The following is a 25,722-nucleotide window of genomic DNA, read 5'->3' on the forward strand; positions in this document are numbered from 1 at the left end:
TTTCCGGCATCCTAAAAATAGCTCGAAGGCATTTGCGACGAGGTTGCTTGAGGTTTTAAATGCAAGCTCTTATTCCGTCAACGAAGCATGTGAATATCTATTAGATGTAAATGGAATATAGATAGAGCGTTGTTTCGCTGCCGTCCAACCGCAAGCAGTCGATGAGGGTCTACCCATGAGCAATGCCGCACTCGCTGTAAAACCCGCTGTCCACACGCTGGACATTCATCCGGTGGCCGGCCGTATCGGCGCCGAAATCCGTGGCGTGCAGCTGTCCGGTGAGCTGGATGCCGCGACGGTTGAAGCCATTCAACAGGCGCTGGTCCAGTACAAGGTGGTGTTCTTCCGTGAGCAGACCCAGCTCGACGATCAGCGCCAGGAAGCCTTCGCGCATCTGCTCGGCGAGCCCGTAGCGCATCCGACCGTGCCGTCCCGCGAGGGCACCCGTTATCTGCTGGAACTCGACGGCGCCGAAGGGCAGCGCGCCAACTCCTGGCACACCGACGTGACCTTCGTCGATGCCTACCCGAAAGCCTCGATCCTGCGCTCGGTGGTGGCCCCGGCGTTCGGCGGCGACACCCTGTGGGCGAACACCGCGACCGCGTACAACGAATTGCCGACCGAGTTGCGCGAGCTGGCGGACAAACTGGTGGCTGTGCACAGCAACGAATACGACTACGCCGCCGTGAAGCCGGACGTGTCGGCGGAGAAGCTCGAGCGCTATCGCAAGATCTTCACCTCGACCGTCTACGAGACCGAGCACCCGGTGGTGCGTGTGCACCCGATCAGCGGCGAAAAGAGCCTGCTGCTGGGGCATTTCGTCAAACGCATCAAGGGCTATTCCCAGGCCGATTCGGCGCACCTGTTCGGCTTGCTGCAGAGCCATGTGATCCGCCAGGAGAACGTCGTGCGCTGGCGCTGGAAGGCCGGTGATGTGGCGATCTGGGATAACCGTTCGACGCAGCATTATGCGATTGATGATTACGGCACTCAGGATCGGGTGGTGCGTCGGGTGACGCTCAAAGGCGAAGTGCCGGTCGGGGCGAATGGGCAGCGTAGCCAGACCATCAAAGGGCGCGATTAAGATCAAAAGCAACCCTCACCCCCCGCCCTCTCCCGGAGGGAGAGGGAGCCGATTGGGGGCTTTTTGAGCCTGAGTTCAACCCTGATATTTCAGGTCGGCGTCCTTCTAAAAAACAGCTCGGTCAGTCCCCTCTCCCTCCGGGAGAGGGTTAGGGTGAGGGGGCTCTTGCTCTTGCCTTCGCTTGATCTCTACCAAACGCCAATCTGAACGAGCTTCTCGGTCTCGGGTTCGCCATAGCGAAACCGCTGCCCGCGCAAATCAATCTCCTGATGACTGATCGTCGTGCGGCGCTTCAACCCGCGCACCCATTCGAACAGATACCCCGCATGCTCCTCGCGCACCGCCGCATACGCCGGGTCCGCGCCCAGATCCTGCAGCTCCTGCGGGTCATTCAACAGATCAAAAAGCTGCGGTCGGAAGCCGTCATACGCCAGGTATTTCCAGCGCTCGCTGCGCACCATGGTCATGCGGCAACGGTCGATCGGCTGGCCCAGCCGCTCCCGCGCCGGAGCCTGAAAGGCGTAGTCGTATTCGCTGATCGCATAGCGGCGCCAGTCAGGGTTTTCACCGTGCAGCAGCGGAATCAACGAGCGACCTTCCAGGCGATGCTCCGCCCCCGTCACGCCCAGCGCGTCGAGAAAGGTCGGCACGCCGTCGATGGTTTCCGCCAGGCGTTCATCGACCGTGCCCCGTGTGACATCCGCTGCCGCACGCGGGTCGCGCACGATCAATGGCACGCCCACCGCTTGTTCCAGCAAAAACTCCTTCTCACCCAGCCAGTGATCGCCCAGAAAGTCGCCGTGATCGCTGGTGAACACGATCAGCGTGTCCTCCCAGCGGCCGTTGCTTTGCAGGAAATCGAACAGCCGCCCCAACTGATCATCGACCTGTTTGACCAGGCCCATGTACGTCGGGATCACGTTCAGTCGTACCGGATCTTTGGAGAAATTCAGGCTTTCCTCATGCTGGCAAAAGGCCTGATAGACCGGGTGGTCGCTTGGAGAGGCATTACGTACCGGTTTGAGAATCGATTTCGTACTGTACAAGGTGTGGTACGGCGCCGGTACGATGTAGGGCCAGTGGGGTTTGATATAGGACAGGTGCAAAAACCACGGTTTTTCACCTTGCTCACCGATGAAGTCGATGGCCCGATTTGTAGTGTAGACAGTCTCTGAATGTTGCTCGGGAATTCGCGCTGGCAAATGGGCATTACGCATTTTCCAGCCGCTGAGGATTTCTCCGTTGTCCCCTTCGGCCGCGTTGGCCCAGTCATGCCAGGGGTTACGCCCTTCGAAACCCTGCTCGCGCAGGTAGTGGGTGTATGGCGCGGATTCGCGTTTGTCATCGAACAGCGGGTCGTCGGGGAAGATGCCGTCGTGACGAAAGTACGGCTCGAAGCCGACTTCGTTGAGCACTTCGGCCTGGGCGCTTTCAGGGTTGATCGCCAACCGCTGCAAGGCATCCACGTTGGCCGTGGCGTGGGTCTTGCCGACCAGCGCAGTGCGAATGCCGTGGGGTCTCAGATAATCGCCGATGGTCAGTTCTTCCAGCGGCAGCGGCACGGCGTTCCACGCCACTTGATGACTGCTGACATAGCGCCCGGTGTAGGCCGACATCCGCGACGGCCCACAAATCGTGCCTTGGGTGTAGGCACGGCTAAAGCGCACGCCGGCCGCAGCCAGGCGATCGATGTTCGGGGTGTGCAGGTGCGGGTGGCCGTAGCAGGACAGGTAATCGCGGCGCAGTTGATCGCACATGATGTACAGCACATTGCGCACAGGGTTTTGCGGGTTGGACATGGGGTTCACCAGTCAGGAAGACAGGCGAGGTTTTTCGCTTTCGGCGAGGGTGTTCGGCAAGTGCATTCGGGGAATGCTTTATATGCAGGAAATGCATCGGCGCCTGTACTGACGTCATCGCTGGCAAGCCAGCTCCCACAGGAGTACGCGTTTCAAATGTGGGAGATTCTATGTTGCAGGGGAACCCTGCAACCTTAAATTGGGTTGGTATTCGCTCTGATTTTTCATGAGGGCGAATGCCACCCGGCAAAGCTTACGGGCGAGGATGACCAAGGCCTGGGTTCTGGCTAGACCTCTTGCCAGATAGGATTCATAGAACGGTTTCCAAACAGGGGACCGACAAGCTGCCATAGCTGCATTGTGTGCAAGACGCCGTAATTCCCCGTCACCTTTTTTGCTCAAGTGGCGAGGACTGTGTTTCTTGCCTGAGTCCTTTGCCTTCAAATCCATTCCCAGAAAGGCGATGAACGCATCGGCGCTGGCGAACTCACCTCGCATGTACGTAGTTGCCAGTCCCGTTGCCGTGAGTTCACCAATCCCTTCAATCGCTTTGCAGCGTCTGATGTTTTCGCTAATGCCGGCCTCTTGGCTGACTTTGCGAAGTAATTCCTGAATGGCCTGATCAAGCTGTTTGAAATGCTCCAACCCATGGGCCAAAAGATCTTCAAGGAGAGGTTCGTTTGACCAGCTCAGCATGATACTGACTCGGGCCTTCATCAGCTGCGCACGCTTGTTAAGCAGACTTTTCAACACCGTGTAGTGCCGTGGTGGTGGGCTCCAGACCCGCAGCCGGTGCTGTTCACTGGTTAGATAACGCGCCAGAAGACGTGCATCACAAGGGTCGGTTTTTGCACGCTGACCGATGCTTTCGCGGTAATGGCTCACCCGGTAAGGGTCCACGACGTAAACCCGATGCCCCATACCATGGGCCAGTTCGGCCGTATCCAGGTGGTAGAGATTAGTGGCTTCCAGGGAAATCGAGCTTTGTGCGGGCAGGGTCTTCAGCCAACGACCTATAGACGTACGGTCGTTGTTGATGACCTGAATGTTTTTCAGATCTTCGCGATAAGCGACGATTTCGGCTTTGGCCACATCGACACCAATCACCGTTGGCGAGGTAAGGATTGTCATGACGAATCCTCGGAGCTAGGGTTTAAGAGCTTGTCGGGGTCTACCGTAGCGCTGGCTTGCCTCTATCGTCGGTTTTACCGATGAATTCCTTATCGGCGCTTTAGGTAGAAAGGGCGGGACGAGAAGTCTCCCACGGTCCGTACTGGCTAGAGTCGGAATCGAGCTTTTAGTCCCGCCCACCCCTTCAAGTCTAAACATACAAGCGGGCTTGCTCGCGAAGGCGGAGTGTCAGACGGCAAAATTCTCCAGTGAACACACTTCTTCATCCACCGCATCAATCGCCTTGATCTGCTCGATCATCGCCTCGGCCAACGGTGACAACCGATACCCGGCGCGGCTGACGATTCCATAACGGGTGTAAAGCTTCTCCAGATCATCCGCCAACCCTTCGACCTTCAAGCACACCAACTCACCCCGGGCTTGATGCAGTGCATCCGAATAGGCACCGACGATGCCGATCGCATCGGAGCGCAACACCACGCCGAGCAGGCTGGCGCTGTTCTCGCACTCCACGTTCGGAATGAAATCCGGGCGGCCACTGAGGTCGACGATGACCTTGCGCAGATTCGGCGGGCGAATGCTGACGGCCAGTGGATAACTCATCAATTGCTCGGCCGTGACCCGATCCGATGCGGCCAGCGGATGCCCGGCGCGGCAGCAGAAATGCCATTTGCGTGGTCGCAAGCGGTGGGTCAGATAATCCGGGTCCGCCTCGAAGTGCCGAGTGTCGGCGACGAAGAATTCGAACTCTTCGCTCAGCAGTCGTTTGCTCAGGCTTTGCCAGTCATCAACCTGGTAATGCACCCGCGCTTTCGGGTAGCGGCCGATGAAGCTACCGATGGCGCGCGGGATCAATCCTGCCGCCGGCGCCGGGCCGCAACCGAAGCGTAACTCTCCTGCCTCCAGCCCGTTGAACTGGCTGATCTCGTTGGCCATCTGCTGCGCACCGCTGACCAGTCGCCGCGCATGTTCAAGCAGCACCTGGCCCTGTTTGGTCGGCGGCAATTCCTTGCGCCCGCGATCCACCAACTGGCAACCGACGCTGTGCTCCAGCGCCTGAATGCTGCGGCTGAACGCCGACTGCGACAGGTTCACCGCCTGCGCGCCGGCGACGAAGCTGCGTTGTTCGGCAAGGGCGATGAAGTGTCTGAGTTGGCGCAAGTCGATATGCATTTTTCACATAAAAAATATCCGGGAAATGCATTGGATATGCATTAGGTCGACTCCTTATAAAGGCAATCTCTTATGCAGTAAATCTTTGTAAAAACATAAATAAATAACTTAAAAGAATATGCGGCACGGAAGATGTCTGCGTGTTTTTTGACCAGGAGCAGTCCCATGAGTCCGTTGAACCTCGCTTCACCGCCGCCGCCACGACGGCTCAAACGTCTGCCTCTGGCCCTGTTGCTGGCGGGGAGTGCCAGCTGGACCCACGGCTACGCTGCGGAAACGGAAACCCCTGTTTCGGCACCGGCAGGCAAGACAGCGACCGCCACTTCGCAACTGGAAACCGTGACCGTCACCACCCGCCGTCGCGAAGAAAGATCTCAGGACGTGCCGACGCCCATGAGCGTGGTCAGCGGCCAGACTCTGGAGACGCAGCGCGTCTACCGGATTCAGGATCTGCAGCAACTGGTGCCCAGCGTCAACGTCGCCTACATGCATGCACGCCAGTCCAGCGTGTCGATCCGGGGCCTGGGCAACAACCCGGCCAGCGACGGTCTGGAAGGGAGCGTCGGGCTGTACATCGACAACGTTTATCTGGGTCGCCCGGGGATGGCGGTGTTCGACCTGATGGACATCGAGCAGTTGGAAGTCCTGCGCGGGCCGCAAGGGACGTTGTTCGGCAAGAACACCACCGCCGGGGTGATCAACATCAGTACCCGCGCGCCGAGTTTTACCCCGGAGCGCAGCATCGAGACGTCGGTCGGCGAGGACGGTTACTTCCAGACCAAGGGCACGCTTTCCGGGCCGCTCAACGATCAGTTGGCCGGACGCATCTCTGCCTATCGCACCCGCAGCGACGGTGACATCAAGAACGAATTCAACGGGCATGACCTGAACGGCGGCTCCCGCGACGGCTTCCGGGCGCAACTGCTGTTCAAGCCCAACGAGAATTTCAACCTGCGCTGGATCGGTGACTACAACGAAGAGGATTCCAGCGCCGGCACCCGCGTGTTGTACAACACCGGGCCGACCATCAATGGCGTCAATCTCTACTCGGCCCGCGCCGCCGCTGCCGGCGCGACGCTGGTCAACGGCTCGCACCGCAAGGTCAATCTGGACAACGACCAGCACGTCACCGTCCATCAGGGCGGCACGTCGGTGGAGGCCAACTGGACCTTGCCGAGCGACTTCACCCTGACCTCGGTCAGCTCCTACCGCTTCTGGAATTTCACTCCGCGCAACGACGATGGCCTCAATGTGCCGGCGACCTACAACGCCGGGGTGTCGGTGGAAGACAAGCAGTACTCCCAGGAATTTCGCCTCGCATCGCCCAAGGGCGAGTTCTTCGATTACGTCCTCGGCGCCTACTATTTCGGCTCGGACCTGGACAACAAATCCTTCGCCTATTACGGCCCGCAGGCAGACATCTGGAACGGCACGCCACGGGGCGCGCTGGCCAACGTCAACAGCGTCGGCCGTGGCCATATCAAGACCGACAGCTTCGCGCTGTTCGCCCAAGGCACCTGGCACCTGACCCCACGTCTGGATTTCACCGCCGGGGTGCGTGGCACTTATGAAGAGAAGAACGCCTGGGTCAATCGTGATGCGCCGGTGGGTGGCGCCGCTGTCTCGGGTGCCGCCGCCACCGCGCGACGCGGCCGCACCGGCGCCTACGATTCCGGCGACCTGAATCAGTACAGCTCCAGCCCGTCCGGATTGCTCAACCTCAGCTATCGCTTCACCGATGATCTGCTCGGCTACGCCACGTTGTCTCACGGCGAAAAATCCGGCGGGGTCAACCTTGTGGTCGGCTCGGCACCGACCGCCGGCGCCGACTCTTTGCTGATCGGCACCGAGCGTGCCAACAACGCCGAACTCGGCTTCAAGAGCACGCTGTGGGATCGGCGTTTGCAGCTCAACGCCAACGTGTTCTGGACTCAGGTCAACGCCTACCAGACCAACGCCTACGACGACGTCAACCGTGTGCAATACCTGACCAACGCCGGTTCAGTGCGCTCGCGCGGCGTGGAGTTCGAAAGCACCCTGATCCCGCTGCGCGGCCTGACGCTGAACTTCAACGGCTCATACAACGACGTCAGTTACCTCTCGTACAAGGACGCGCCGTGCCCGCCGGAAGTCAGCCAGGCACCCGGTGCTCCGGCCTCTTGCGACCTCAGCGGCCATCAGGTGGTCGGCGCCTCGAAATGGATCGGCAATGCCAACGGCAAGTACGAATGGAATCTGGATAACGGTTTGCAACCTTACGTCACCGGCAGCTACGCATTCCGCTCCAAAGCGGTGGGCACGGTCGAAGATTCCGATTACGGCCAGATCCCGAGTTACGCGGTGGTCAATCTCTCCACCGGCCTGCGCGGCGATTTCAATCAGGGTCAGTGGGACGTCTCGCTGTGGCTGAAAAACGCCTTCGACAAAACCTACTACACGACCCTGTGGACCGGCGGCAACGGCGGCTATGAAGGTCTGCTCGGTACGCCGCGCACCCTCGGCGTCACCGGTCGCTATGACTTCTGATCGACCCTTCAAGGAGCTGCATCATGTTGCGCATCAAAACCGCTTTACCGGTGTTGTTGTCCGGCGCAGTGCTCAGTGCCGGGGCGCTCGCCGCGCCCAGCGTCTACCCCACCGGCGTCACCCGATACGATCCGGCCAAGGCCTTCAATCAATATGTGATCTTCAGCGGTGCCGACAAGCAGACGCACCTGATCGACATGAACGGCAACGAGGTGAAGAGCTGGCCACAGTCGGGTTTCCCGTCGGCGATCATCGACCCGCAACTGGTCGGTGGCGAGCGTGGCCATGTGTTGTTGCAACTGAGCGAAAAGGATCCGGGCAAGCTCGGCTCCGCCGGTAACGGCCTCGGCAATCAGAGCGTCGGCGAGCTGGACTGGAATGGCAAAGTCGTCTGGCAGTGGGGCGACAAGGCGCCCGGTGGCGCCGCGCAACAACATCACGATCAGCGTCGCCTGAGCAACGGCAACACCGTGGTGCTGGCGAACAAGGTGCACAAGGTCAAAGGCTTCAAAGTGCCCGAGGTGATTGACGATGCGATCTATGAAGTCAGCCCCGCCGGCGAGGTGAAATGGCAGTGGCTGGCGTCGGATCACTTGAACGAATTCGGCTTCACCGCCGAGCAGTTGAAGCTGGTTCGCGCCAGTGAAAATCCGGATTACCTGCACATCAACAACCTCAGCCTGGTCGGGCCGAACAAGTGGTTCGATGCCGGCGATAAGCGCTTCAACCCGGACAACCTGCTGATTGATTCGCGCAACGCCAACTTCATCGCGATCATCGACAAACACAGCGGCAAGGTGGTCTGGCGTCTGGGGCCGAATCTGCCACTGGCCAATCCGAAAACCGCGCAGAAAATCCCGCGCCCGGTGGACCAGTTCGTCGGCCAGCATGACGCGCACATCATCCCGGCCGGACTGCCCGGCGCGGGCAATTTGCTGGTGTTCGACAACCAGGGTTCGGCGGGGTACCCGAACGTCACGCTGGGGCTGATTTCCGGTTCGCGGGTGCTGGAGATCGACCCGGTGAAAAATGAAATCGTCTGGCAGTACAGCGCGGCGAATTCAAAGCAGCCGGGGTGGGCGTTCTACAGCTCGTTCATCAGCAGCGCGCGGCGCTTGCCCAACGGCAATACGCTGATCGACGAAGGCATGAACGGGCGGTTTTTCCAGGTGACGGCCAGCGGTGAAAATGTCTGGGAATACGTCAGCCCTTATCTGGGCAAGGCACCGGGCAGCGACGCGATCAGCAACTGGGTCTATCGGGCCCTTCCTGTGAGTTATGACTGGGTGCCGGCAGGAACGCCGCGCTCGGAAACGGCAGTGGTTGCGCCGGCCATTGGTGTGCAACAAATCAATGCCAGTCGTTAGTTATTAAGAGTCTTCCGAATCGAAATAAGTTATGAGCGACATGAATAGTGCATATAGCAATTTCGTTGAAAAGTCGCGTGGACAATAAATGAATGTCCAACCATCCTGAGTGTCGTGAGTTTCCAGGAGGAAACTTGCTCTCATCGGAAGACACTTATCCAACGATAAAGGAAATCTCGTTATGTCGAGCATTAATGGCACTTATGTAAATGCCAACTCTGGCGCCAAGCTGGTTATCACCGACGGTAATGATTCCAATGGCAGCTTCAGCGGCACCCTCAGCCAGGGTGGCGTGAATTACGACATCCGTTACGGGAACTATCACTTCCAGAACAGTACCGGCAACCCGACCACAATCGCGGTGCTGGCTCAGAACGGAAATAGTGGTTATCAGACCTGGACGCTGTTTTCGCCTGATCACAACTACGCGAAACTCCGGGCTACCGGCTCCCGCGTGAACTTCGATGGTGAAGTTGTGAACTTGGGTGGTGAGTTTCTGAAGCAATAAGAAATTCCGTAAATCGAAGGCCGATGCATTAAACATGCATCGGCCTTTTTGTTTGCCTTTTAAAAAGTCCGTCAACTATCACCTTGGAATTAGTTGTCACTGGATCCCGGGTCATCGATAACCCGATGCCTTGGATGAATACTTTTTATGCCGGGAAAGCATGTCGATTTCGGTGAATCGCTGGAAGCCTTGCGGGCCGTGGCTTTGGCGGAAATGACTGTTTCACATATTCCATAAACGTCTATTCATAACATGAAAGATTACTTTCGGAGATAAGCCGCTGGCCCAATGATTGACCCATCGATCACGCCGTGGGGGATTCAACAAGCGGCGAATCGGCTAAGCGAAAAAAACGCAAAGAGACCGCAGGGAGTAAATCAATGGGCAATGTCCAGACCGCCGCCAGCGCACAGGAGGTGCTGTGGCGCCAGGCGCCGAGCGGCGAGTTGGTCGATCTCGGCCGGCCCCATCGCGTGCCGTTGGGGCAGCTGCGTTTGCAGCGCGCGCCCAAGGGCATTCTGAGCCGCCGCGAAACGATTCTGCTCGGCGTTCTGGCGCTGGTGGTGCACGGCGCGGTGATCTACTGGATCAACCAGCATCCGACGCCGGCGCTGCCGATCGTGCCGCCGGAAATTCCACCGATGACCATCGAGTTTTCGCGCCCGGCGCCACCGGCACCACCTGTAGTTGTGCCGCCGCCACCGGCACCTGTGGTTGAGCCTCCGCCCCCGGTGGAGGACGAATTGGCAACCAAGCCGCCACCGAAGCCGAAGCCGATCCCCAAACCGAAACCGGTGGCCAAACCCGTACCAAAACCGGCGCCGAAAGCGGTCGAGCAACCACCGGCTCCGCCACAACCGGCCGCCCCGGTCGCCGCGCCCGCGCCACCTGCACCACCGGCGCCTGCTCCGGTGACGCCGGCCTCAGCCAACGCGGCGTACCTGAAGAACCCGGCGCCGGAATATCCGTCGCTGGCCCAGCGTCGCGGTTGGGAAGGCACGGTGTTGCTGCGGGTGCACGTGTTGGCCAGCGGCAAACCGGGCGAGATCCAGATTCAGAAAAGCAGTGGCCGGCAACAACTCGACGACGCGGCGCTGGACGCCGTGAAGCGCTGGAGCTTCGTGCCGGCCAAGCAGGGTGATGTCGCCCAGGACGGCTGGGTCAGCGTACCCATCGATTTCAAGATTCATTAAACCGAAACCAATTTCGCGCTAAACGTTTACACGAGGGAACACATCATGACGTTACTGGCATCTCCACTGGAATCCATCGAAAGCGCGGTGATCTGGCTGCTGGTGGTCTTCTCTGTCGCTACCTGGGGCCTGGCATTGCTCAAGGCTGTGCAGTTCGGCCGGTTGAAGGCGCAGGACCGCAAATTTCACAAGCGCTTCTGGGCGGCGTCGAGTCTGGACTCCGCCGCCGAGTTGAGCGAAACCCAACCCGGCGCCGCAGCGCGGGTGGCACAGGCCGGTTATGCGGCGATACAAGTGGGCGAGGCGCCGCAGGCCAATGACCTGAGCCAGGCGATCAACCATCAGGATCGCCTCGAACGTGCCTTGCGTCAGCAGATCGTTCGCGAGCGGCGTTCGCTGGAAACCGGTCTGGCGGTGGTCGCGAGTATTGGCAGCACCTCGCCGTTCATTGGTCTGTTCGGCACGGTGTGGGGAATCATGGAAGCGCTCAAAGGCATCAGCGCGGCGGGCTCGGCGAGCCTGGAAACGGTCGCAGGACCGATCGGTGCAGCGCTGGTCGCCACTGGTGTGGGGATCGCGGTCGCGGTGCCGGCGGTGCTGGTTTACAACTACTTTTTGCGTCGTCTGAAACTGACGGCGGCGGACCTGGACGACTTTGCCCACGACTTCTACAGCCTGGCGCAAAAAAGCTCGTTCCGCGTGCTGATCCACCCGACCGCGCACAAGGCTGCGGCCCAGGGCAACGCAACAAAAGTGAAGGAGGCGTCCTGATATGGCCTTCTCCACGCAAGACAGCGACGAGGTGCTGAGCGAGATCAACGTGACGCCGCTGGTGGACGTGATGCTGGTGCTGCTGGTGGTGTTCATCGTCACCGCGCCGCTTTTGACCAACGCGATACCGATCAACCTGCCGAAGACCGAAGCAGTGGCGCCGGTCGAGCAGAAAGACCCGTTGGTGGTGAGCATCGACGGTGCGGGAAAACTGTTTATCAACAAGGACGAAATCCAGCCGGATCTGCTGGAGTTCAACCTCAAATCGGCCAAGGCCAAGGACCCGGAAGTGCGCGTGCAATTGCAGGCCGACGACGGGGTGAATTACGGCGAAGTGGCGAGAGCCATGGCTTCGATTGAGCGGGCGGGCATCACCAAGCTGTCGGTGATCACTGCACGATAAGGGTTTCACGTTTTTCCGGGGCCGTCTCCTTGGCAGGGTGCGGCCCCTTTTTTTGCCCAATACTTAATATTCTTTTCGGGTCTTAATAAATAGCTTCTTATTCCTTAACGAATATAAATCCCATCCCTATACTCGTTCAGGAACAGACACGACGCAGGAGAGCTCCCCCATGCGCAACGAATCAATCCGCTATCTGATTGTGCCGGGCTGGCAAGGATCGCCAGAAGATCATTGGCAAACCCACTGGCAGAACAGCCTGCCCAACAGCGCGCGGGTGGAGCAGGCCGACTGGCTGACACCGCGTCGTGAAGACTGGGTCGCTGCGCTGGCCGAGGCGATTGCCGCTGACAGCTCGCCGGTGATTCTGATCGCGCACAGCCTGGGTTGCATCACCGTGGCGCACTGGGCGGCTACCGCGCCGCTGCATCACTTGCGTCAGGTGCGCGGGGCGCTGCTGGTTGCGCCGGCGGATGTCGAGCGCCCGGCCTGCGTGCCGGCGCTGCGCAATTTCGCGCCGATCCCGACCGATCTGTTGCCCTTCCCGAGCCAGGTCGTCAGCTCCGACAACGACGCCGCCGTCAGTGCGCCGCGTGCGCTGGAGCTCGCGCGCAACTGGGGCGCCGAGGCGGGGATTCTCGCCGGCGCCGGCCATATCAACGTGAAGTCCGGACATCAACGCTGGGAGCAGGGATTCGCTTATCTGTATCGCCTGCAAAACCGCATGGAACACCACGCCCGGCGCCGTGCCTGATCACTTTTATTTTTTCAACGCCCCCGTCTCCCGGCGATTTGGGGCGGGAGTCTGCCATGAGTTTTGAAACCTTTGGCCAGCCGTTGCTGACCTTTCCCGATGCGGAAAAAAGTCCCCTGAGCATCCGCGCCAAGGCGCTGGTGTTCGTCGATCCACGCTCGCGCCAGTTGCGCGAGGAAATGGCCCAACTCGCACCGCGCTCGATCTCGGTGTTGATTCGCGGCGAGACCGGCACCGGCAAGGAATTGCTCGCCCGCCACATTCACCGCGCCAGTGATCGCAGCGGGCTGTTTGTCTCGGTCAATTGCGGGGCGATCAGCCCGACCTACGCCGATGCGGAGTTGTTCGGCTACGCCGCCGGCAGCTACAGCGGATCGGCCAGCAGTCGCGCCGGCTGGTTCGGCTCGGCCAACGGCGGCACCTTGTACCTGGACGAGATCGGCGACCTGCCGCTGCCGATCCAGATCAAATTGCTTTCCGCCCTGGAAAACCACGAAGTCACCCGCGTCGGTGCGCATCAACCAAGCCCGGTGGACGTGCGCCTGGTGGCGGCGACCAGCATCGATCTGGCCCAAGCGGTGGCGGCGGGGAAATTCCACGAGCGGCTTTATCACTATCTCAGCGAAGGGCATCTGGAACTGCCGGCATTGCGTGCGCGGGTCGGCGACATTCTGTCGCTGGCCGAGTACTTCCTCGGCATCTACAGCCAGCGTCTGGATCTGCCGGTGCCGCTGATCAGCGAAGCGGCGCAGCAGGTGCTGGAACAACACAGCTGGCCGGGCAATACCCGGGAGCTGGAAAACGTCATTCACTTTGCGCTGCTGGTGAGCACCGGCGACGAAATCCTGCCGGAGCACCTGAACCTGCCCGAGGTGTCTGGGCCGCTGGTTCAGATCGAACGTCAGGTGGCGAGCGTGAGCCTCAACGGCACTGCCGACGAACGTAAGGCATTGAAAGAATTGCTGTTGAGCCTGAGCGAGGCGTTGTAACCATTTTGTTCAACATGAACAAAATGGAATATGAAGCTGAATAAACGTTATTGTCCGGGAATAAAAAATCCCGGTATTGTCCGCTTCACGCCAGCAGTAGCACATCGCTGGCACACGTATTAATGCCGTCGTCGATGACGACCGATTTTCGATAAGGACACTGCATGAAAAAGGTTCTGTTGTTTACCGCATTGGCGGCTGCTCTGACTGCTTCCCTGGCCCAGGCCGGCGAGAAACTGGTGGTTGCCGCGACGCCGGTGCCGCACGCCGAAATCCTCGAGCTGATCAAGCCGACCCTCGCCAAAGAAGGCGTGGATCTGGAAATCAAGGTCTTCACCGACTACGTACAGCCGAACGTACAGGTTGGCGAGAAGCGTCTGGACGCCAACTACTTCCAGACCAAGCCTTACCTGGACAGCTTCAACGCCGGCAAATACAAGGATGACAAGGCCAAGTACCTGGTGACCGTGCAAGGCGTGCACGTTGAACCGTTCGGTGGCTACTCGAGCAAGTACAAGACCCTGGCTGAACTGCCGGATGGCGCTACCATCGCCATTCCGAACGAAGGCAGCAACAGCGGTCGCGCTCTGATCCTGCTGCAGAAGGCTGGCCTGATCGAACTGAAAGATCCGAAGAACGCCCTGGCCACGCCGAAAGACATCGCCAAGAACCCACACAACTTCAAGTTCAAGGAACTGGAGTCGGCCCTGCTGCCGCGTGTTCTGAAAGAAGTCGACCTGGACATGATCAACACCAACTACGCGCTGGAAGCCAAGCTGAACCCGACCAAGGACGCCCTGGTGATCGAAGGCGCGGATTCGCCTTACGTGAACTTCCTGGTTGCCCGTGAAGACAACAAGAACAGCGACGCCATCAAGAAACTGGCCGCTGCCCTGACCAGCCCTGAAGTCAAAGCGTTCATCGAGAAGAAGTACAACGGCGCGGTACTGCCGGCGTTCTGATCCGACGCAGCAGCAACCCCCTTCAAGGTTGAAAAAAAACGCCGATGACCAGCGATGGTCATCGGCGTTTTTGTGTGTGCTTCAAAAGCCCCCTCACCCTAACCCTCTCCCGGGGGGAGAGGGGACTGACCGTGGGATGCTTGGGAATTACGCCGACCTGAAAGTGTTGTACCGAATCCATAATCGACGCGAACTTTCAGGTCGATGTATAACGCGAGACACCTCGGTCGGCTCCCTCTCCCTCCGGGAGAGGGCTGGGGTGAGGGGGCTCTTGATCTCAGGCCATTCCGGTTTTCAGCGCCCTGCGCAAAGCCACCAGCCATTTCACGAAATCCTGCGGGTCCGGTCGCTGCGGCACTTTTACGTCCATGTTCTCTTCCTTGTTATGGGTTTGGCCGGGGGAGTCTGGCCAAAAGCTGTTCGTCCTTGGAGGGCTTTTACGAAAAAAAGATCCGTCCTACAGCGAAAGGAAAAATAGCCTTCTTATTCTGTCGGGGCAAACCCGCAGGATAGTTTTTTGCGTGATATCAATATGCTTTAACGGTATTTAAATTCTTTTTCTTATACCTTTAAAGTCGGTGCCTGCCGGACAGTTACCCGCTGTCCATGGACTGCACCACCGCCGCTTACCGAGCGGCGTCAGGATGTTTCATGACCTTCGATTACGCATTTATCCTCAGCACCCTGCCGGCGTTTCTCAAGGCCGTGGGCGTGACGCTGCAGGTCGGTTTGATCGCCATTGGCACCTCACTGCTGGTGGCGCTGCTCAATGCGACGATTCTGGTATTCCGCACGCCTTACCTGCAAAAACTGGTCGGGCTGTATGTGGAGCTGGCGCGCAACACACCGCTGCTGATCCAGCTGTTCTTCGTCTACTTCGCGCTGCCGGCACTGGGGATCAAGGTTTCCGGTTTCACTGCGGCGATCATCACCATGACTTTTCTTGGCGGTGCCTACCTCACCGAAGTGCTGCGTGCCGGCGTCGATGCGGTGCCTCAGGCGCAACTGGAGTCCGGGCGCTCCATCGGTTTGTCCCACGGCCAGTTGCTGCGTTACGTGATCCTGCCGCAAGCCGGAATCCTCAGCCTGCCGTCGCTGTTCGCCAATTTCATTTTCCTGCTCAAGGAGACCACCGTGGTCTCGGCCGTGGCGGTGCCGGAAATTCTCTACACCACCAAGAGCTACATCGCGCTCTACTACAAGACCTACGAAATGCTCGCCGTGCTGACGCTGATCTGCGTGCTGCTGTTCCTGCCGCTTTCGCTGCTGTTGAGCCGTCTGGAAAGGAGGCTCCAGCATGGCCAGTTCGGGTCTTGAACTGCTCTGGGTGTCGTTGCCGCAACTGGCCAAAGGCGCCGGGCAAACCCTGTCGATCTCGTTCCTCAGCATCGCCATCAGCACCGTCGGCGGCGTGCTTTACGGTGTGCTGCGCACGCTCAACGTGACGTGGCTGAACGCGCTGCTGCGGATCTATCTGGAGCTGTTCCGGGCGATCCCGGTGCTGGTCTGGTTGTACCTGCTGTTTTTCGGCTTGCCGATTTTCTTCGGCCTGAGCCTGCCGAGCTTCTGGTGCGCGGTGCTGGTGCTGTCGCTGTGGGGCGCCAGCGAGGTCGGCGAAGTGGCGCGCGGTGCGCTGCATTCGTTGCCGCGCGGGCAGCGTGAAGCGGGGCTGTCGATCGGCCTGAACGCGGCGCAGCTCTACGGCTACGTGCTGTTGCCCCAGGCGCTGAAACGCATGACGCCGCCGACCATCAACGTCTACACGCGGATCATCAAGACCAGTTCGCTGGCGGTGCTGATTGGCGTGGTGGATGTGATCAAGGTCGGTCAGCAGATCATCGAGCGCACCTACGAATCGGTACTGATCTACGGCGCGCTGTTCCTGTTTTTCTTTTTCATCTGCTACCCGCTGTCGGCCGCCTCGCGCGTGCTGGAGCGGCGCTGGACGCAAGCATGAGCGCATTGATCGAGTTTCAGGGTTTCAACAAATTCTTCGGCGAACAGCAGGTGCTCAAGGGCATCGACCTGCAAGTGAAATCCGGCGAAGTCATCGTCATCCTCGGCCCCAGCGGCTGCGGCAAAAGCACCTTGCTGCGCTGCCTCAACGGTCTGGAAACCGCCCACAGCGGTCACCTGAAATTCGCCGGCCGTGAATTGCTGGACAAGGCCACCGACTGGCGCGAAGTGCGTCAGCAGATCGGCATGGTGTTCCAGAGTTATCACCTGTTCCCGCACATGAGCGTGCTCGACAACCTGCTGCTCGGCCCGCTGAAAGTGCAAAAACGCGAACGCCGCGAAGCACAGCAACAAGCCGAAGCGTTGCTCGCGCGCGTCGGCCTGGCGGACAAGCGCGACGCCTTCCCGCGCCAGCTTTCCGGCGGCCAGCAGCAACGCATCGCCATCGTCCGCTCGTTGTGCATGAACCCGCGGGTCATGCTCTTCGACGAAGTCACCGCCGCCCTTGATCCGGAGATGGTCAAGGAAGTGCTGGAAGTGATTCAGGGCCTGGCCCGCGAAGGCATGACCCTGTTGATCGTCACCCACGAAATGGCCTTCGCCCGCGCGGTGGCCGATCGCATCGTGTTCATGGATGGCGGGCGCATCCTTGAACAGAACCCGCCCGAGCTTTTCTTTACGAACCCGCAAACCGCACGCGCGCAGCAGTTCCTGGAGAAGTTCTCCTACGTCGAAGCGCTGACTTCAACGACTTCGCCCACAACGTCTCAAACCAAGGAACTGGAACTGCCATGAAAACTGCCAAAGCCTTATTCGCACTACCGCTGATCAGCCTCGCGCTGCTGGCCGGCTGCAACAAGACCGAAGAACCGGCCAAGCCGAAAGTCGCCAGCGAAAGCACCGCGCCGGCCGGTTACCTGGACAAGATCAAGGCCCGCGACAAACTGATCGTCGGCGTATTCACCGACAAGCCGCCGTTCGGTTTCGTCAACGAAGCGGGGCGTTACGTCGGCTTCGATACCGACATCGGCCGGCAATTCGCCAAGGATCTGCTGGGCGACGAAAACAAGGTCGAGTTCGTGGCCGTGGAGCCGGCGAGCCGCATTCCGTTCCTGCAAAGCGACAAGGTCGACCTGATCCTCGCCAACATGACCGTGACCCCGGAGCGCAAGGAAGCGGTGGAATTCACCAACCCAAACCTCAAGGTCGCGGTGCAGGCGCTGGTGCCGCAGGGCAGTGAAGTGAAGAAACTGGATGACCTGGCGAGCCGCACCACCATCGTCACCACCGGCACTACCGCCGATATCTGGCTGACCAAAAACCATCCGGACTGGAAACTGCTGAAGTTCGAGAAAAACTCCGAGTCCCTACAAGCCCTGGCCAACGGCCGCGGCGATGCCTACGCGCAGGACAATCTGGTGCTGTTCAGCTGGGCCAAGCAGAACCCGGGCTACCGTGTGCTGGACGAAAAACTTGGCGCCGAAGCGCCGATTGCGCCGGCGGTTAAGAAGGGCAACATCGAATTGCGCGATTGGGTGAACGCGGAGTTGGCCAAGCTGGGGGAAGAGAAATACCTGCTCAAGCTGTATGACCAATATGTGCGTAAAGAGCTGAGTGATGACACCAAGCCTGAGAGCGTGATTGTTGAGGGTGGGAAGTGGCAGGGCTGATTGCCTGACAGGTCGGCGGTGAGGATGCAGAGCAACCCCTCACCCCAGCCCTCCCGAAACGTCGGACCGCCCGGAGGGAGAGGGAGCCGACCGAGGTGTTTTGAGAGTTACATCGACCTGAGACACCGAGTCGATTATGGATTCACAGAAGCACTTTCAGGTCGGCGTAACTCTTGAGCATCCCCCGATCGGTTCCCTCTCCCTCCGGGCGGTCCGACGTTTCGGGAGGGTTAGGGTGAGGGGCTCTCCAACTGACACACCTAATCAGGCCAATTCCACGCAGGCTCATCCAAAACCCTCTGCCCGACGATCTCCGTCTGGCCGAGGGTTTTTTCCAGCACGATGCAATTGCATTCCGGGTCTTCCTGCAACGCCGAAATCAATCGTCGGGCGTGGGACACCACCCACACCTGACACTGCTCCGACACCCGGATGATCAGGCGCGCCAGCGCCGGCAGCAGATCTGGGTGCAGGCTGGTTTCCGGTTCGTTCAGCACCATCAGCGACGGCGGGCGTGGCGTCAGCAGCGCGGCGACCAGCAGCAGATAACGCAACGTGCCATCCGACAGTTCCGCTGCCGACAACGGCCGCAACAACCCTTCCTGAAAGAACTCGATGGCGAAGCGGCCGCCCGCCAGCGGTGCGATGTTCAGCCGTGCGCCGGGAAAGGCGTCGCTGATCGCCGCCTGCAACGCCTCGGGATCGCCGATCTCGCGGATGGTCTGCAACGCAGCCGCCAGATCGCGGCCATCGTGATGCAGCACCGGCGTGCGCGTGCCCAGTTGCGGCTGGCGCACCGGGGCGTCGGCGTCACTGCGAAAGTGATCGTAGAAGCGCCAGCGGCGGATGAACTCACGCATCTGGAACACTTCCGGCGAGGTGCGCAGGCTGCCGACCTGATCGAACAGACTGTCGAAGTTCGGCGTGTGCTGGGCCAACACATCCCAGCTGCGACCCTCACGGGTGCGGATCATCGGCCCGTCGCGATCCACCAGCAGACTGGCCGGACGATAGAGCGGCCCGGCCCAGATGCATTCCTTTTTGATTTCCGGGTCGAGGGAAAAGAACGAGAGGCTTGGCTCCGGCAAGCCCAAGGCGATCGAATAGCTGAAATCTTCCCCGGCAAAGCCCAGGCGCAGGCGTTTGACGCCCTGGCGCACGGTGGACTGGATCGGCACCTCGCCGTTGCGCATGCGCCGGCTGATGGTTTCCGGCCCGGCCCAGAACGTCGAGTCGAGCCCGCCCTCACGGGCCAGCGCATTGACTACGCCGCCCTGAGCGGTTTCCGCCAACAGCCGCAGCGCCCGGTACAGGTTGGATTTGCCGCTGCCGTTGGGGCCGGTGATCAGGTTCAGACGGCCCAGCGGAATCACCAATTTATTGATCGAGCGGTAATTGGCCACCGCGAGGGTCTTGAGCATGAAAATCCTTCCTGGGTGCCCCGAAATCCGGGTCAGGATACTCCCTGCACAGAAATGCATATATCGGCCGGACGAAGGTTGAACCCTGTTCTAAGCTCACAGTCGTATCGTCACTTGCACGTTCGTACACAGGAAGGAGTCTGCATGGCGAGTCCCGGATTGAAAACAGCGGTCATGCTGAGTCTGTTCGCTTTGTTGAGCGCGTGCGGCGAGAAAAAGGCCCCCGCCGAATACCTGCCCCGGGTCTTCGTGCAGGAGGTGAACCCCGCCAATTACGCCGCCGCCGTGACCCTCACCGGCGATGTTCAGGCCCGCGTGCAGACCGAACTGTCGTTCCGGGTCGGCGGCAAGATCATCCAGCGCATGGTCGATGTCGGTGACCGCGTCTCGGCCAAGCAAGTGCTGGCCAAGCTCGATCCGAAGGATTTGCAGACCAACGTCGATTCCGCCCAGGCTCAGGTAGTGGCCGAGCAGGCGCGGGTCAAACAGAGCGCCGCCGCGTTCGTCCGCCAGCAGAAACTGTTGCCCAAGGGCTACACCAGCCAGAGCGAATACGATTCGGCGCAGGCCGCATTGCGCAGCAGCCAGAGTGCCTTGAGCGCAGCGCAGGCGCAGTTGGCCAACGCCAAGGATCAATTGAGCTACACCGCGCTGATCGCCGATGCGCCCGGCGTCATCACCGAGCGTCAGGCCGAAGTCGGCCAGGTGGTTCAGGCCACGGCGCCGATATTCAGTCTGGCCCGGGACGGTGACCGCGACGCCGTGTTCAACGTTTACGAATCCCTGCTGGCCGAACGGCCGGCGGAGCGTTCGATTGTCGTCAGCCTGCTCGACAACCCCGCCATCAAGACCACCGGCACCGTGCGTGAAATCACCCCGGCGGTGTCCGCGCAGTCCGGCACGGTGCAGGTCAAGGTCAGCCTCGACAGCCTGCCGCAGGGGATGCAGCTGGGCTCGGTGGTGAGCGCCACGGCCAAGGGCACCGGCAAGTCGGCCGTTGAATTACCGTGGTCGGCGCTGACCAAGAACGTCAGCGATCCGGCGGTGTGGATGGTCGACGACAAAGGTGAAGCGCAGTTGCACAACGTCACCGTCAGCCGCTACCTGATCGGCAAGGTCATCATCAGCGAGGGCCTCAAGGGCGGGGAAAAAGTCATTGTCGCGGGTGGGCAGTTGCTGCATCCGGGCATGAAGGTCGAAATTGCCGAAAACACCTACAAGGATCTGCAGCCGGGAGCACAGCCATGAAGCGTCTGGCGCTGTTATCCATTGGCGTGTTGCTGGCCGCCTGTTCGAAAAGCGAGCCACCGCCGGAGCCGGTACGGCCGGTGTTGTCGGTCAAGGTCGAAGCGTTGAGCGAGGAAAACCTCGGGCGTTTCGCCGGCAGCATTCAGGCGCGCTATGAAAGCAACACCGGTTTTCGTGTCGGCGGGCGCATTGCCAGCCGCAACGTCGATGTCGGCACCGAAGTGCAGAAGGGCACGCTGCTCGCCACCCTCGATCCGTCCGATCAGCAGAACCAGCTGCGTTCGGCCCAGGGCGACCTGGCCAGGGTTCAGGCACAGCTGATCAACGCCCAGGCCAATGCCCGCCGTCAGCAAGCGCTGTTCGACCGGGGCGTGGGTGCGCAGGCGCAACTGGACATTGCGATGACGGACCTGAAAACCACCCAAGCCTCGCTGGATCAGGCGCGGGCGGCGGTCAACCAGAGCAAGGATCAACTCGATTACACCCAGCTACGCTCGGACCACAAGGCGGTGGTCACCGCGTGGAATGCCGAGGCCGGGCAAGTGGTGACGGCGGGCCAGCAGGTGGTGACCCTGGCGCAACCGGACATCAAGGAAGCCGTGATCGATCTGCCGGACACCCTGGTCGATGAGATCCCGTCCGACGTGGTGTTTCTGGTGGCCGGGCAGCTCGACCCGAGCATCAACACCACGGCCACCCTGCGCGAGATCGAACCCCAGGCACAAAGTGCGACGCGCACCCGCCGCGCACGATTGACCCTGGCCAATACGCCCGACGGCTTCCGCCTCGGCACGGCGATCAGCGTCACCCTCAGCTCGGCGATCAAACCGCGTATCGAATTGCCCGTCACAGCGTTGCAAGAGGTCGATGGCAAGCTGCGGATCTGGGTCATCGACACCCAAAGCAAAACCGTCAACCCGCGCGACGTCAGCGTGATCAGCCGTAACGACAGCAGTGTGGTGCTCGCGGGGGGCGTGAAGAACGGCGAGCGCGTGGTCAGCGCCGGCGTCAACAGTCTCAAACCCGGACAATCCGTGAAACTTGACGAGGACAGTCAATGAAAGGCTCTTTCAATCTCTCCGAATGGGCCCTCAAGCATCAGTCTTTCGTCTGGTATCTGATGTTCGTCGCATTGCTCATGGGGGTGTTCTCCTACTTCAATCTGGGGCGCGAGGAAGACCCGTCGTTCACCATCAAGACCATGGTGATCCAGACCAAATGGCCGGGCGCGACCCAGGAAGAAACCCTCAAGCAGGTCACCGACCGCATCGAGAAAAAACTCGAAGAACTCGATTCCCTCGACTATGTGAAAAGCTACACGCGCCCCGGCGAATCGACGGTCTACGTGTACCTGCGCGATACCACCAGCGCCAAGGACATTCCGGAAATCTGGTACCAGGTGCGCAAGAAGATCGACGACATTCGCGGGCAGTTTCCTCAAGGTATTCAGGGGCCGGGATTCAACGACGAGTTCGGTGACGTGTTCGGCTCGGTGTACGCCTTCACTGCCGACGGCCTGACCATGCGCCAGTTGCGCGATTACGTGGAACAGGCGCGGGCCGAGATCCGCAATGTCCCGGGGCTGGGCAAGATCGAAATGATCGGCCAGCAGGACGAAGTGATTTACCTGAACTTCTCCACCCGCAAACTGGCGGCGCTGGGCATCGATCAGCGTCAGGTGGTGCAGAGCCTGCAATCGCAGAACGCCGTGACTCCGGCCGGTGTGATCGAGGCGGGCCCGGAGCGGATTTCTGTGCGGACTTCGGGCCAGTTCGCTTCGGAGAGAGACCTGGCCGAGGTCAATCTCAAGCTCAACGACCGCTTCTATCGCCTGGCGGATGTTGCCGACATCACTCGCGGTTACACCGATCCGGCCACGCCGGAATTCCGCTTCGACGGCAAGCCGGCGATCGGTCTGGCGATTGCCATGCAGAAGGGCGGCAACGTTCAGGAATTCGGCAAAGCACTGCACAAGCGCATCGATGAACTGACCGCGGATCTGCCGGTTGGCGTGGGTGTGCACACGGTGTCCGATCAGGCCGTGGTGGTGGAGGAGGCCGTTGGCGGCTTCACCAGTGCCTTGTTCGAAGCGGTGGTGATCGTGCTGGTGGTCAGCTTCATCAGTCTCGGCGTGCGCGCCGGGCTGGTGGTGGCGTGCTCGATCCCGCTGGTGCTGGCGATGGTATTTGTGTTCATGGAATACAGCGGCATCACCATGCAGCGGATTTCCCTCGGCGCTCTGATCATTGCCCTCGGCCTGTTGGTGGACGATGCGATGATCACCGTGGAAATGATGGTCACGCGCCTGGAAATGGGCGAGAGCAAGGAGGAGGCTGCGACGTTCGCCTACACCTCGACCGCGTTCCCGATGCTCACCGGTACGCTGGTGACGGTCGCCGGTTTCGTCCCCATCGGCCTCAACGCCAGTTCTGCCGGCGAGTACACCTACACGCTGTTCGCGGTGATTGCCGTGGCGATGATCGTGTCCTGGATCGTGGCGGTGTTCTTCGCCCCGGTGATCGGTGTGCACATTCTCAGCACCAACGTGAAAGCCCATGAGGCTGAACCGGGGCGCGTTGGCCGCGCATTCAACGGCGGTTTGCTGTGGTGCATGCGCAATCGCTGGTGGGCCATCGGCATCACCGTGCTGTTGTTTGTGCTGGCGGTGTTCTGCATGCGTTTTGTGCAGAATCAGTTCTTCCCGTCCTCGGATCGACCGGAAATCCTGGTCGACCTCAACCTGCCGCAAAACGCCTCGATCGACGAGACCCGCAAGGCCGTCGACAAGCTCGAGGCCACGCTCAAGGGCGACGCGGACATCGTGCGCTGGAGCACCTACATCGGTCAGGGCGCGATCCGTTTCTACCTGCCACTCGACCAGCAATTGCAGAACCCGTACTACGCGCAACTGGTGATCGTCAGCAAAGACTTTGAAGCCCGCGAGGCCTTGAGCCAACGCCTGCGCGAACGGCTGCACAAGGATTTCGTCGGCATCGGCAGCTACGTGCAGGCGCTGGAAATGGGCCCGCCGGTAGGGCGTCCGATACAGTACCGGATCAGCGGCAAGGACATCGACCAGGTGCGCAAGCACGCCATCGACCTGGCGACTGAACTGGACAAGAACGAGCACATCGGCGAGATCATTTACGACTGGAACGAGCCAGGCAAAGTCCTGCGAATCGACATCGCCCAAGACAAGGCGCGCCAGCTCGGGCTGTCGTCAGAAGACGTGGCGAACCTGATGAACAGCATCGTCAGTGGCGCGCCGCTGACCCAGGTCAACGACGACATCTACCTGATCAACGTGGTCGGTCGCGCGGTGAGTTCGGAACGCGGTACGCCGGAAACCCTGCAGAACCTGCAGATCGTCACGCCCAACGGCACGTCGATCCCCTTGCTGGCCTTCGCCACGGTTCGTTATGAGCTGGAGCAGCCGCTGGTGTGGCGCCGTGACCGCTTGCCGACCATCACCATCAAGGCGTCGGTGCGTGACGAGATTCAGCCGACCGATCTGGTGAAACTGTTGAAGCCGTCCATCGACGCGTTCGCCGAAAAACTGCCCGTTGGCTACAAGGTCGCCACCGGCGGTACGGTCGAGGAGAGTGGCAAGGCCCAGGGGCCGATTGCGAAAGTGCTGCCGTTGATGCTGTTTTTGATGGCGACGTTCCTGATGATCCAGCTGCACAGCGTGCAGAAGCTGTTTCTGGTGGCCAGTGTCGCGCCGCTGGGACTGATCGGCGTGGTGCTGGCGCTGGTGCCAACCGGCACGCCAATGGGCTTCGTGGCGATCCTCGGGATCCTGGCGTTGATCGGCATCATCATCCGCAACTCGGTGATTCTCGTGACCCAGATCGACGAGTTCGAGCGCAAAGGCTATGCGCCGTGGGATGCGGTGGTGGAAGCCACCGAGCATCGACGGCGCCCGATCCTGCTGACCGCCGCCGCGGCGAGCATGGGCATGATCCCGATCGCCCGGGAAGTGTTCTGGGGGCCGATGGCCTACGCGATGATCGGCGGGATCGTGATTGCAACCCTGCTGACGCTGCTGTTTCTGCCGGCGCTGTATGTCGCCTGGTACAAGATTCGCGAGCCGAAGAAAGAGGCGCAGTAAGGCGAGCGCCTTGCGCTCATCGCCAACTACACGGTTTTGCGCCAGACACTCGCCAGCCAGGGCTGCTGCTCACGCGGCAGCCCCGCCGGCCGGTAGTAATGCTCAAGTTCCACGAACCCGGCAGCGGTCAACAACCCGCGCCAGGCTTCAAGATCGTGATACGAGCCGTAACGCGGTCCGTTCCAGCCCTCACGGTTATCCCCGTGCGGGTTGGAGCTGAACAACACGCCGCCCGGCTTCAATGTCCCGTGCAGCTGCTTCAGGACCCTTGGCAACTCCTGCAACGGCACATGAAACAGCACCGCATTGGCGAAGATGCCGTCGAAGCGTTCTGCCGGCAGATCCAGCTTCAGAAAGTCCTGGCACCACACTTCACAGCCACTGTCTTCCCGCGCCATCTGCGCGAATTTTTCCGCGCCATCAAGGCCGACGGCGACGTGTCCCATCCGGGTGAATGTCTGCAAATCCCGCCCCGGCCCGCAGCCGAAATCGAGAATGGAAAACGGCGCCTCACCCTGGATGTGCCGCAGCAGGGCGTCGATGTTCTGGCTGACATCGTGATCGCGGGTGCCTTCACGAAAACCCTCGGCCACCGAGTTGTAGTGGCCGAGGGTGGTAGAGGTGATCTGTTCAAGATCGGTGGGGGTCTGCTTCATGGT

General features: G+C 60.4%; 22 protein-coding genes. 17 read left to right on the top strand and 5 right to left on the bottom strand.

Annotated elements, in window-relative coordinates:
- Window positions 1-175 precede the first annotated feature (175 nt).
- Entirely contained in the window at window positions 176-1,084 is a 909-nt protein-coding gene (locus PDR5_RS01030; RefSeq protein WP_064592668.1) for a TauD/TfdA dioxygenase family protein, read from the top strand.
- A gap of 188 nt (window positions 1,085-1,272) precedes the next feature.
- On the opposite strand, the gene PDR5_RS01035 is transcribed toward PDR5_RS01030, so the two are convergent.
- The 3 genes from PDR5_RS01035 to PDR5_RS01045 form a co-directional block, all read right to left on the bottom strand.
- Window positions 1,273-2,883 carry an alkaline phosphatase family protein gene (locus tag PDR5_RS01035; RefSeq protein ID WP_064592671.1) on the bottom strand — a complete coding sequence of 537 codons (1,611 nt, stop codon included), beginning with the start codon at window positions 2,881-2,883 and terminating at the stop codon, window positions 1,273-1,275.
- 168 nt (window positions 2,884-3,051) lie between these two features.
- A complete protein-coding gene (locus tag PDR5_RS01040) occupies window positions 3,052-4,014 on the bottom strand; it encodes an IS110 family transposase (protein ID WP_064592530.1) in 963 nt (320 codons plus the stop codon).
- Window positions 4,015-4,242: 228 nt separating this feature from the next.
- The gene (locus PDR5_RS01045) at window positions 4,243-5,187 is read right to left on the bottom strand and encodes a LysR family transcriptional regulator (RefSeq protein WP_064592673.1); all 945 of its coding nucleotides are present in this window, start codon (window positions 5,185-5,187) and stop codon (window positions 4,243-4,245) included.
- A 165-nt stretch (window positions 5,188-5,352) separates the two neighbouring features.
- Between PDR5_RS01045 and PDR5_RS01050 the strand changes: the two genes are divergently transcribed.
- The 13 genes from PDR5_RS01050 (at window position 5,353) to PDR5_RS01110 (ending at window position 18,283) form a co-directional block, all read left to right on the top strand.
- Window positions 5,353-7,713 (top strand): TonB-dependent receptor, encoded by a 2,361-nt coding sequence (locus PDR5_RS01050; RefSeq protein ID WP_064592676.1) that lies wholly within the window; start codon window positions 5,353-5,355, stop codon window positions 7,711-7,713.
- Window positions 7,714-7,736: 23 nt separating this feature from the next.
- Window positions 7,737-9,080, top strand: a complete 1,344-nt coding sequence (locus PDR5_RS01055; RefSeq protein ID WP_064592679.1) for an aryl-sulfate sulfotransferase — start codon at window positions 7,737-7,739, stop codon at window positions 9,078-9,080.
- 181 nt (window positions 9,081-9,261) lie between these two features.
- Window positions 9,262-9,588: a hypothetical protein gene (locus PDR5_RS01060; RefSeq protein WP_039764506.1), complete on the top strand. Its 327-nt coding sequence runs from the start codon at window positions 9,262-9,264 to the stop codon at window positions 9,586-9,588.
- Window positions 9,589-9,968: 380 nt separating this feature from the next.
- Window positions 9,969-10,781, top strand: coding sequence for an energy transducer TonB (locus PDR5_RS01065; RefSeq protein ID WP_041475106.1), 813 nt, complete (start codon window positions 9,969-9,971; stop codon window positions 10,779-10,781).
- Window positions 10,782-10,826: 45 nt separating this feature from the next.
- Window positions 10,827-11,552, top strand: a complete 726-nt coding sequence (locus tag PDR5_RS01070; RefSeq protein ID WP_011331927.1) for a MotA/TolQ/ExbB proton channel family protein — start codon at window positions 10,827-10,829, stop codon at window positions 11,550-11,552.
- 1 nt (window position 11,553) lies between these two features.
- Window positions 11,554-11,955, top strand: a complete 402-nt coding sequence (locus tag PDR5_RS01075) for an ExbD/TolR family protein (protein WP_003220570.1) — start codon at window positions 11,554-11,556, stop codon at window positions 11,953-11,955.
- Window positions 11,956-12,124: 169 nt separating this feature from the next.
- Complete coding sequence (locus tag PDR5_RS01080) at window positions 12,125-12,706, top strand: alpha/beta hydrolase (RefSeq protein ID WP_007952774.1); 582 nt, start codon at window positions 12,125-12,127, stop codon at window positions 12,704-12,706.
- A 56-nt stretch (window positions 12,707-12,762) separates the two neighbouring features.
- Window positions 12,763-13,695: a sigma 54-interacting transcriptional regulator gene (locus PDR5_RS01085; protein ID WP_064592681.1), complete on the top strand. Its 933-nt coding sequence runs from the start codon at window positions 12,763-12,765 to the stop codon at window positions 13,693-13,695.
- Between the two features lie 164 nt (window positions 13,696-13,859).
- Entirely contained in the window at window positions 13,860-14,657 is a 798-nt protein-coding gene (locus PDR5_RS01090) for a MetQ/NlpA family ABC transporter substrate-binding protein (RefSeq protein WP_011331930.1), read from the top strand.
- Window positions 14,658-15,308: 651 nt separating this feature from the next.
- Entirely contained in the window at window positions 15,309-15,974 is a 666-nt protein-coding gene (locus PDR5_RS01095; RefSeq protein WP_007918712.1) for an amino acid ABC transporter permease, read from the top strand.
- Window positions 15,955-16,614 carry an amino acid ABC transporter permease gene (locus tag PDR5_RS01100; RefSeq protein WP_007952770.1) on the top strand — a complete coding sequence of 220 codons (660 nt, stop codon included), beginning with the start codon at window positions 15,955-15,957 and terminating at the stop codon, window positions 16,612-16,614. The genes PDR5_RS01095 and PDR5_RS01100 overlap by 20 nt, the downstream gene beginning before the upstream one ends.
- On the top strand, window positions 16,611-17,408 hold the full coding sequence (locus PDR5_RS01105; RefSeq protein WP_064592683.1) for an amino acid ABC transporter ATP-binding protein: 798 nt from the start codon (window positions 16,611-16,613) through the stop codon (window positions 17,406-17,408). The genes PDR5_RS01100 and PDR5_RS01105 overlap by 4 nt, the downstream gene beginning before the upstream one ends.
- On the top strand, window positions 17,405-18,283 hold the full coding sequence (locus PDR5_RS01110; protein ID WP_064592685.1) for a transporter substrate-binding domain-containing protein: 879 nt from the start codon (window positions 17,405-17,407) through the stop codon (window positions 18,281-18,283). The genes PDR5_RS01105 and PDR5_RS01110 overlap by 4 nt, the downstream gene beginning before the upstream one ends.
- Window positions 18,284-18,543: 260 nt before the next feature.
- Here PDR5_RS01110 and PDR5_RS01115 read toward each other — a convergent pair whose 3' ends face one another.
- On the bottom strand, window positions 18,544-19,704 hold the full coding sequence (locus PDR5_RS01115) for an AAA family ATPase (RefSeq protein WP_064592687.1): 1,161 nt from the start codon (window positions 19,702-19,704) through the stop codon (window positions 18,544-18,546).
- A 144-nt stretch (window positions 19,705-19,848) separates the two neighbouring features.
- Between PDR5_RS01115 and PDR5_RS01120 the strand changes: the two genes are divergently transcribed.
- The 3 genes from PDR5_RS01120 to PDR5_RS01130 are packed head-to-tail and all read left to right on the top strand — an operon-like array spanning window position 19,849 to window position 25,063.
- Window positions 19,849-20,952, top strand: a complete 1,104-nt coding sequence (locus tag PDR5_RS01120; protein WP_011331936.1) for an efflux RND transporter periplasmic adaptor subunit — start codon at window positions 19,849-19,851, stop codon at window positions 20,950-20,952.
- Complete coding sequence (locus tag PDR5_RS01125; protein ID WP_064592689.1) at window positions 20,949-22,013, top strand: efflux RND transporter periplasmic adaptor subunit; 1,065 nt, start codon at window positions 20,949-20,951, stop codon at window positions 22,011-22,013. Before PDR5_RS01120 ends, PDR5_RS01125 begins: the two co-directional genes overlap by 4 nt.
- On the top strand, window positions 22,010-25,063 hold the full coding sequence (locus PDR5_RS01130) for an efflux RND transporter permease subunit (RefSeq protein WP_064592691.1): 3,054 nt from the start codon (window positions 22,010-22,012) through the stop codon (window positions 25,061-25,063). Before PDR5_RS01125 ends, PDR5_RS01130 begins: the two co-directional genes overlap by 4 nt.
- Window positions 25,064-25,089: 26 nt before the next feature.
- Here the strand turns inward: PDR5_RS01130 and PDR5_RS01135 are convergent, their stop codons facing one another.
- On the bottom strand, window positions 25,090-25,719 hold the full coding sequence (locus PDR5_RS01135; RefSeq protein WP_064592693.1) for a class I SAM-dependent methyltransferase: 630 nt from the start codon (window positions 25,717-25,719) through the stop codon (window positions 25,090-25,092).
- Between the last annotated feature and the right edge of the window lie 3 nt (window positions 25,720-25,722).

This window comes from Pseudomonas sp. DR 5-09, assembly GCF_001655595.1.
GTDB classification, from domain to species: Bacteria; Pseudomonadota; Gammaproteobacteria; order Pseudomonadales; family Pseudomonadaceae; genus Aquipseudomonas; species Aquipseudomonas pharyngis.

What these genes read in the sequence shown, in the direction of transcription:
- PDR5_RS01030 (WP_064592668.1), top strand. Translation starts at nt 176, where the DNA reads ATGAGCAATGCCGCACTCGCTGTAAAACCCGCTGTCCACACGCTGGAC.
- PDR5_RS01035 (WP_064592671.1), bottom strand. Translation starts at nt 2,883, where the DNA reads ATGTCCAACCCGCAAAACCCTGTGCGCAATGTGCTGTACATCATGTGC.
- PDR5_RS01040 (WP_064592530.1), bottom strand. Translation starts at nt 4,014, where the DNA reads ATGACAATCCTTACCTCGCCAACGGTGATTGGTGTCGATGTGGCCAAA.
- PDR5_RS01045 (WP_064592673.1), bottom strand. Translation starts at nt 5,187, where the DNA reads ATGCATATCGACTTGCGCCAACTCAGACACTTCATCGCCCTTGCCGAA.
- PDR5_RS01050 (WP_064592676.1), top strand. Translation starts at nt 5,353, where the DNA reads ATGAGTCCGTTGAACCTCGCTTCACCGCCGCCGCCACGACGGCTCAAA.
- PDR5_RS01055 (WP_064592679.1), top strand. Translation starts at nt 7,737, where the DNA reads ATGTTGCGCATCAAAACCGCTTTACCGGTGTTGTTGTCCGGCGCAGTG.
- PDR5_RS01060 (WP_039764506.1), top strand. Translation starts at nt 9,262, where the DNA reads ATGTCGAGCATTAATGGCACTTATGTAAATGCCAACTCTGGCGCCAAG.
- PDR5_RS01065 (WP_041475106.1), top strand. Translation starts at nt 9,969, where the DNA reads ATGGGCAATGTCCAGACCGCCGCCAGCGCACAGGAGGTGCTGTGGCGC.
- PDR5_RS01070 (WP_011331927.1), top strand. Translation starts at nt 10,827, where the DNA reads ATGACGTTACTGGCATCTCCACTGGAATCCATCGAAAGCGCGGTGATC.
- PDR5_RS01075 (WP_003220570.1), top strand. Translation starts at nt 11,554, where the DNA reads ATGGCCTTCTCCACGCAAGACAGCGACGAGGTGCTGAGCGAGATCAAC.
- PDR5_RS01080 (WP_007952774.1), top strand. Translation starts at nt 12,125, where the DNA reads ATGCGCAACGAATCAATCCGCTATCTGATTGTGCCGGGCTGGCAAGGA.
- PDR5_RS01085 (WP_064592681.1), top strand. Translation starts at nt 12,763, where the DNA reads ATGAGTTTTGAAACCTTTGGCCAGCCGTTGCTGACCTTTCCCGATGCG.
- PDR5_RS01090 (WP_011331930.1), top strand. Translation starts at nt 13,860, where the DNA reads ATGAAAAAGGTTCTGTTGTTTACCGCATTGGCGGCTGCTCTGACTGCT.
- PDR5_RS01095 (WP_007918712.1), top strand. Translation starts at nt 15,309, where the DNA reads ATGACCTTCGATTACGCATTTATCCTCAGCACCCTGCCGGCGTTTCTC.
- PDR5_RS01100 (WP_007952770.1), top strand. Translation starts at nt 15,955, where the DNA reads ATGGCCAGTTCGGGTCTTGAACTGCTCTGGGTGTCGTTGCCGCAACTG.
- PDR5_RS01105 (WP_064592683.1), top strand. Translation starts at nt 16,611, where the DNA reads ATGAGCGCATTGATCGAGTTTCAGGGTTTCAACAAATTCTTCGGCGAA.
- PDR5_RS01110 (WP_064592685.1), top strand. Translation starts at nt 17,405, where the DNA reads ATGAAAACTGCCAAAGCCTTATTCGCACTACCGCTGATCAGCCTCGCG.
- PDR5_RS01115 (WP_064592687.1), bottom strand. Translation starts at nt 19,704, where the DNA reads ATGCTCAAGACCCTCGCGGTGGCCAATTACCGCTCGATCAATAAATTG.
- PDR5_RS01120 (WP_011331936.1), top strand. Translation starts at nt 19,849, where the DNA reads ATGGCGAGTCCCGGATTGAAAACAGCGGTCATGCTGAGTCTGTTCGCT.
- PDR5_RS01125 (WP_064592689.1), top strand. Translation starts at nt 20,949, where the DNA reads ATGAAGCGTCTGGCGCTGTTATCCATTGGCGTGTTGCTGGCCGCCTGT.
- PDR5_RS01130 (WP_064592691.1), top strand. Translation starts at nt 22,010, where the DNA reads ATGAAAGGCTCTTTCAATCTCTCCGAATGGGCCCTCAAGCATCAGTCT.
- PDR5_RS01135 (WP_064592693.1), bottom strand. Translation starts at nt 25,719, where the DNA reads ATGAAGCAGACCCCCACCGATCTTGAACAGATCACCTCTACCACCCTC.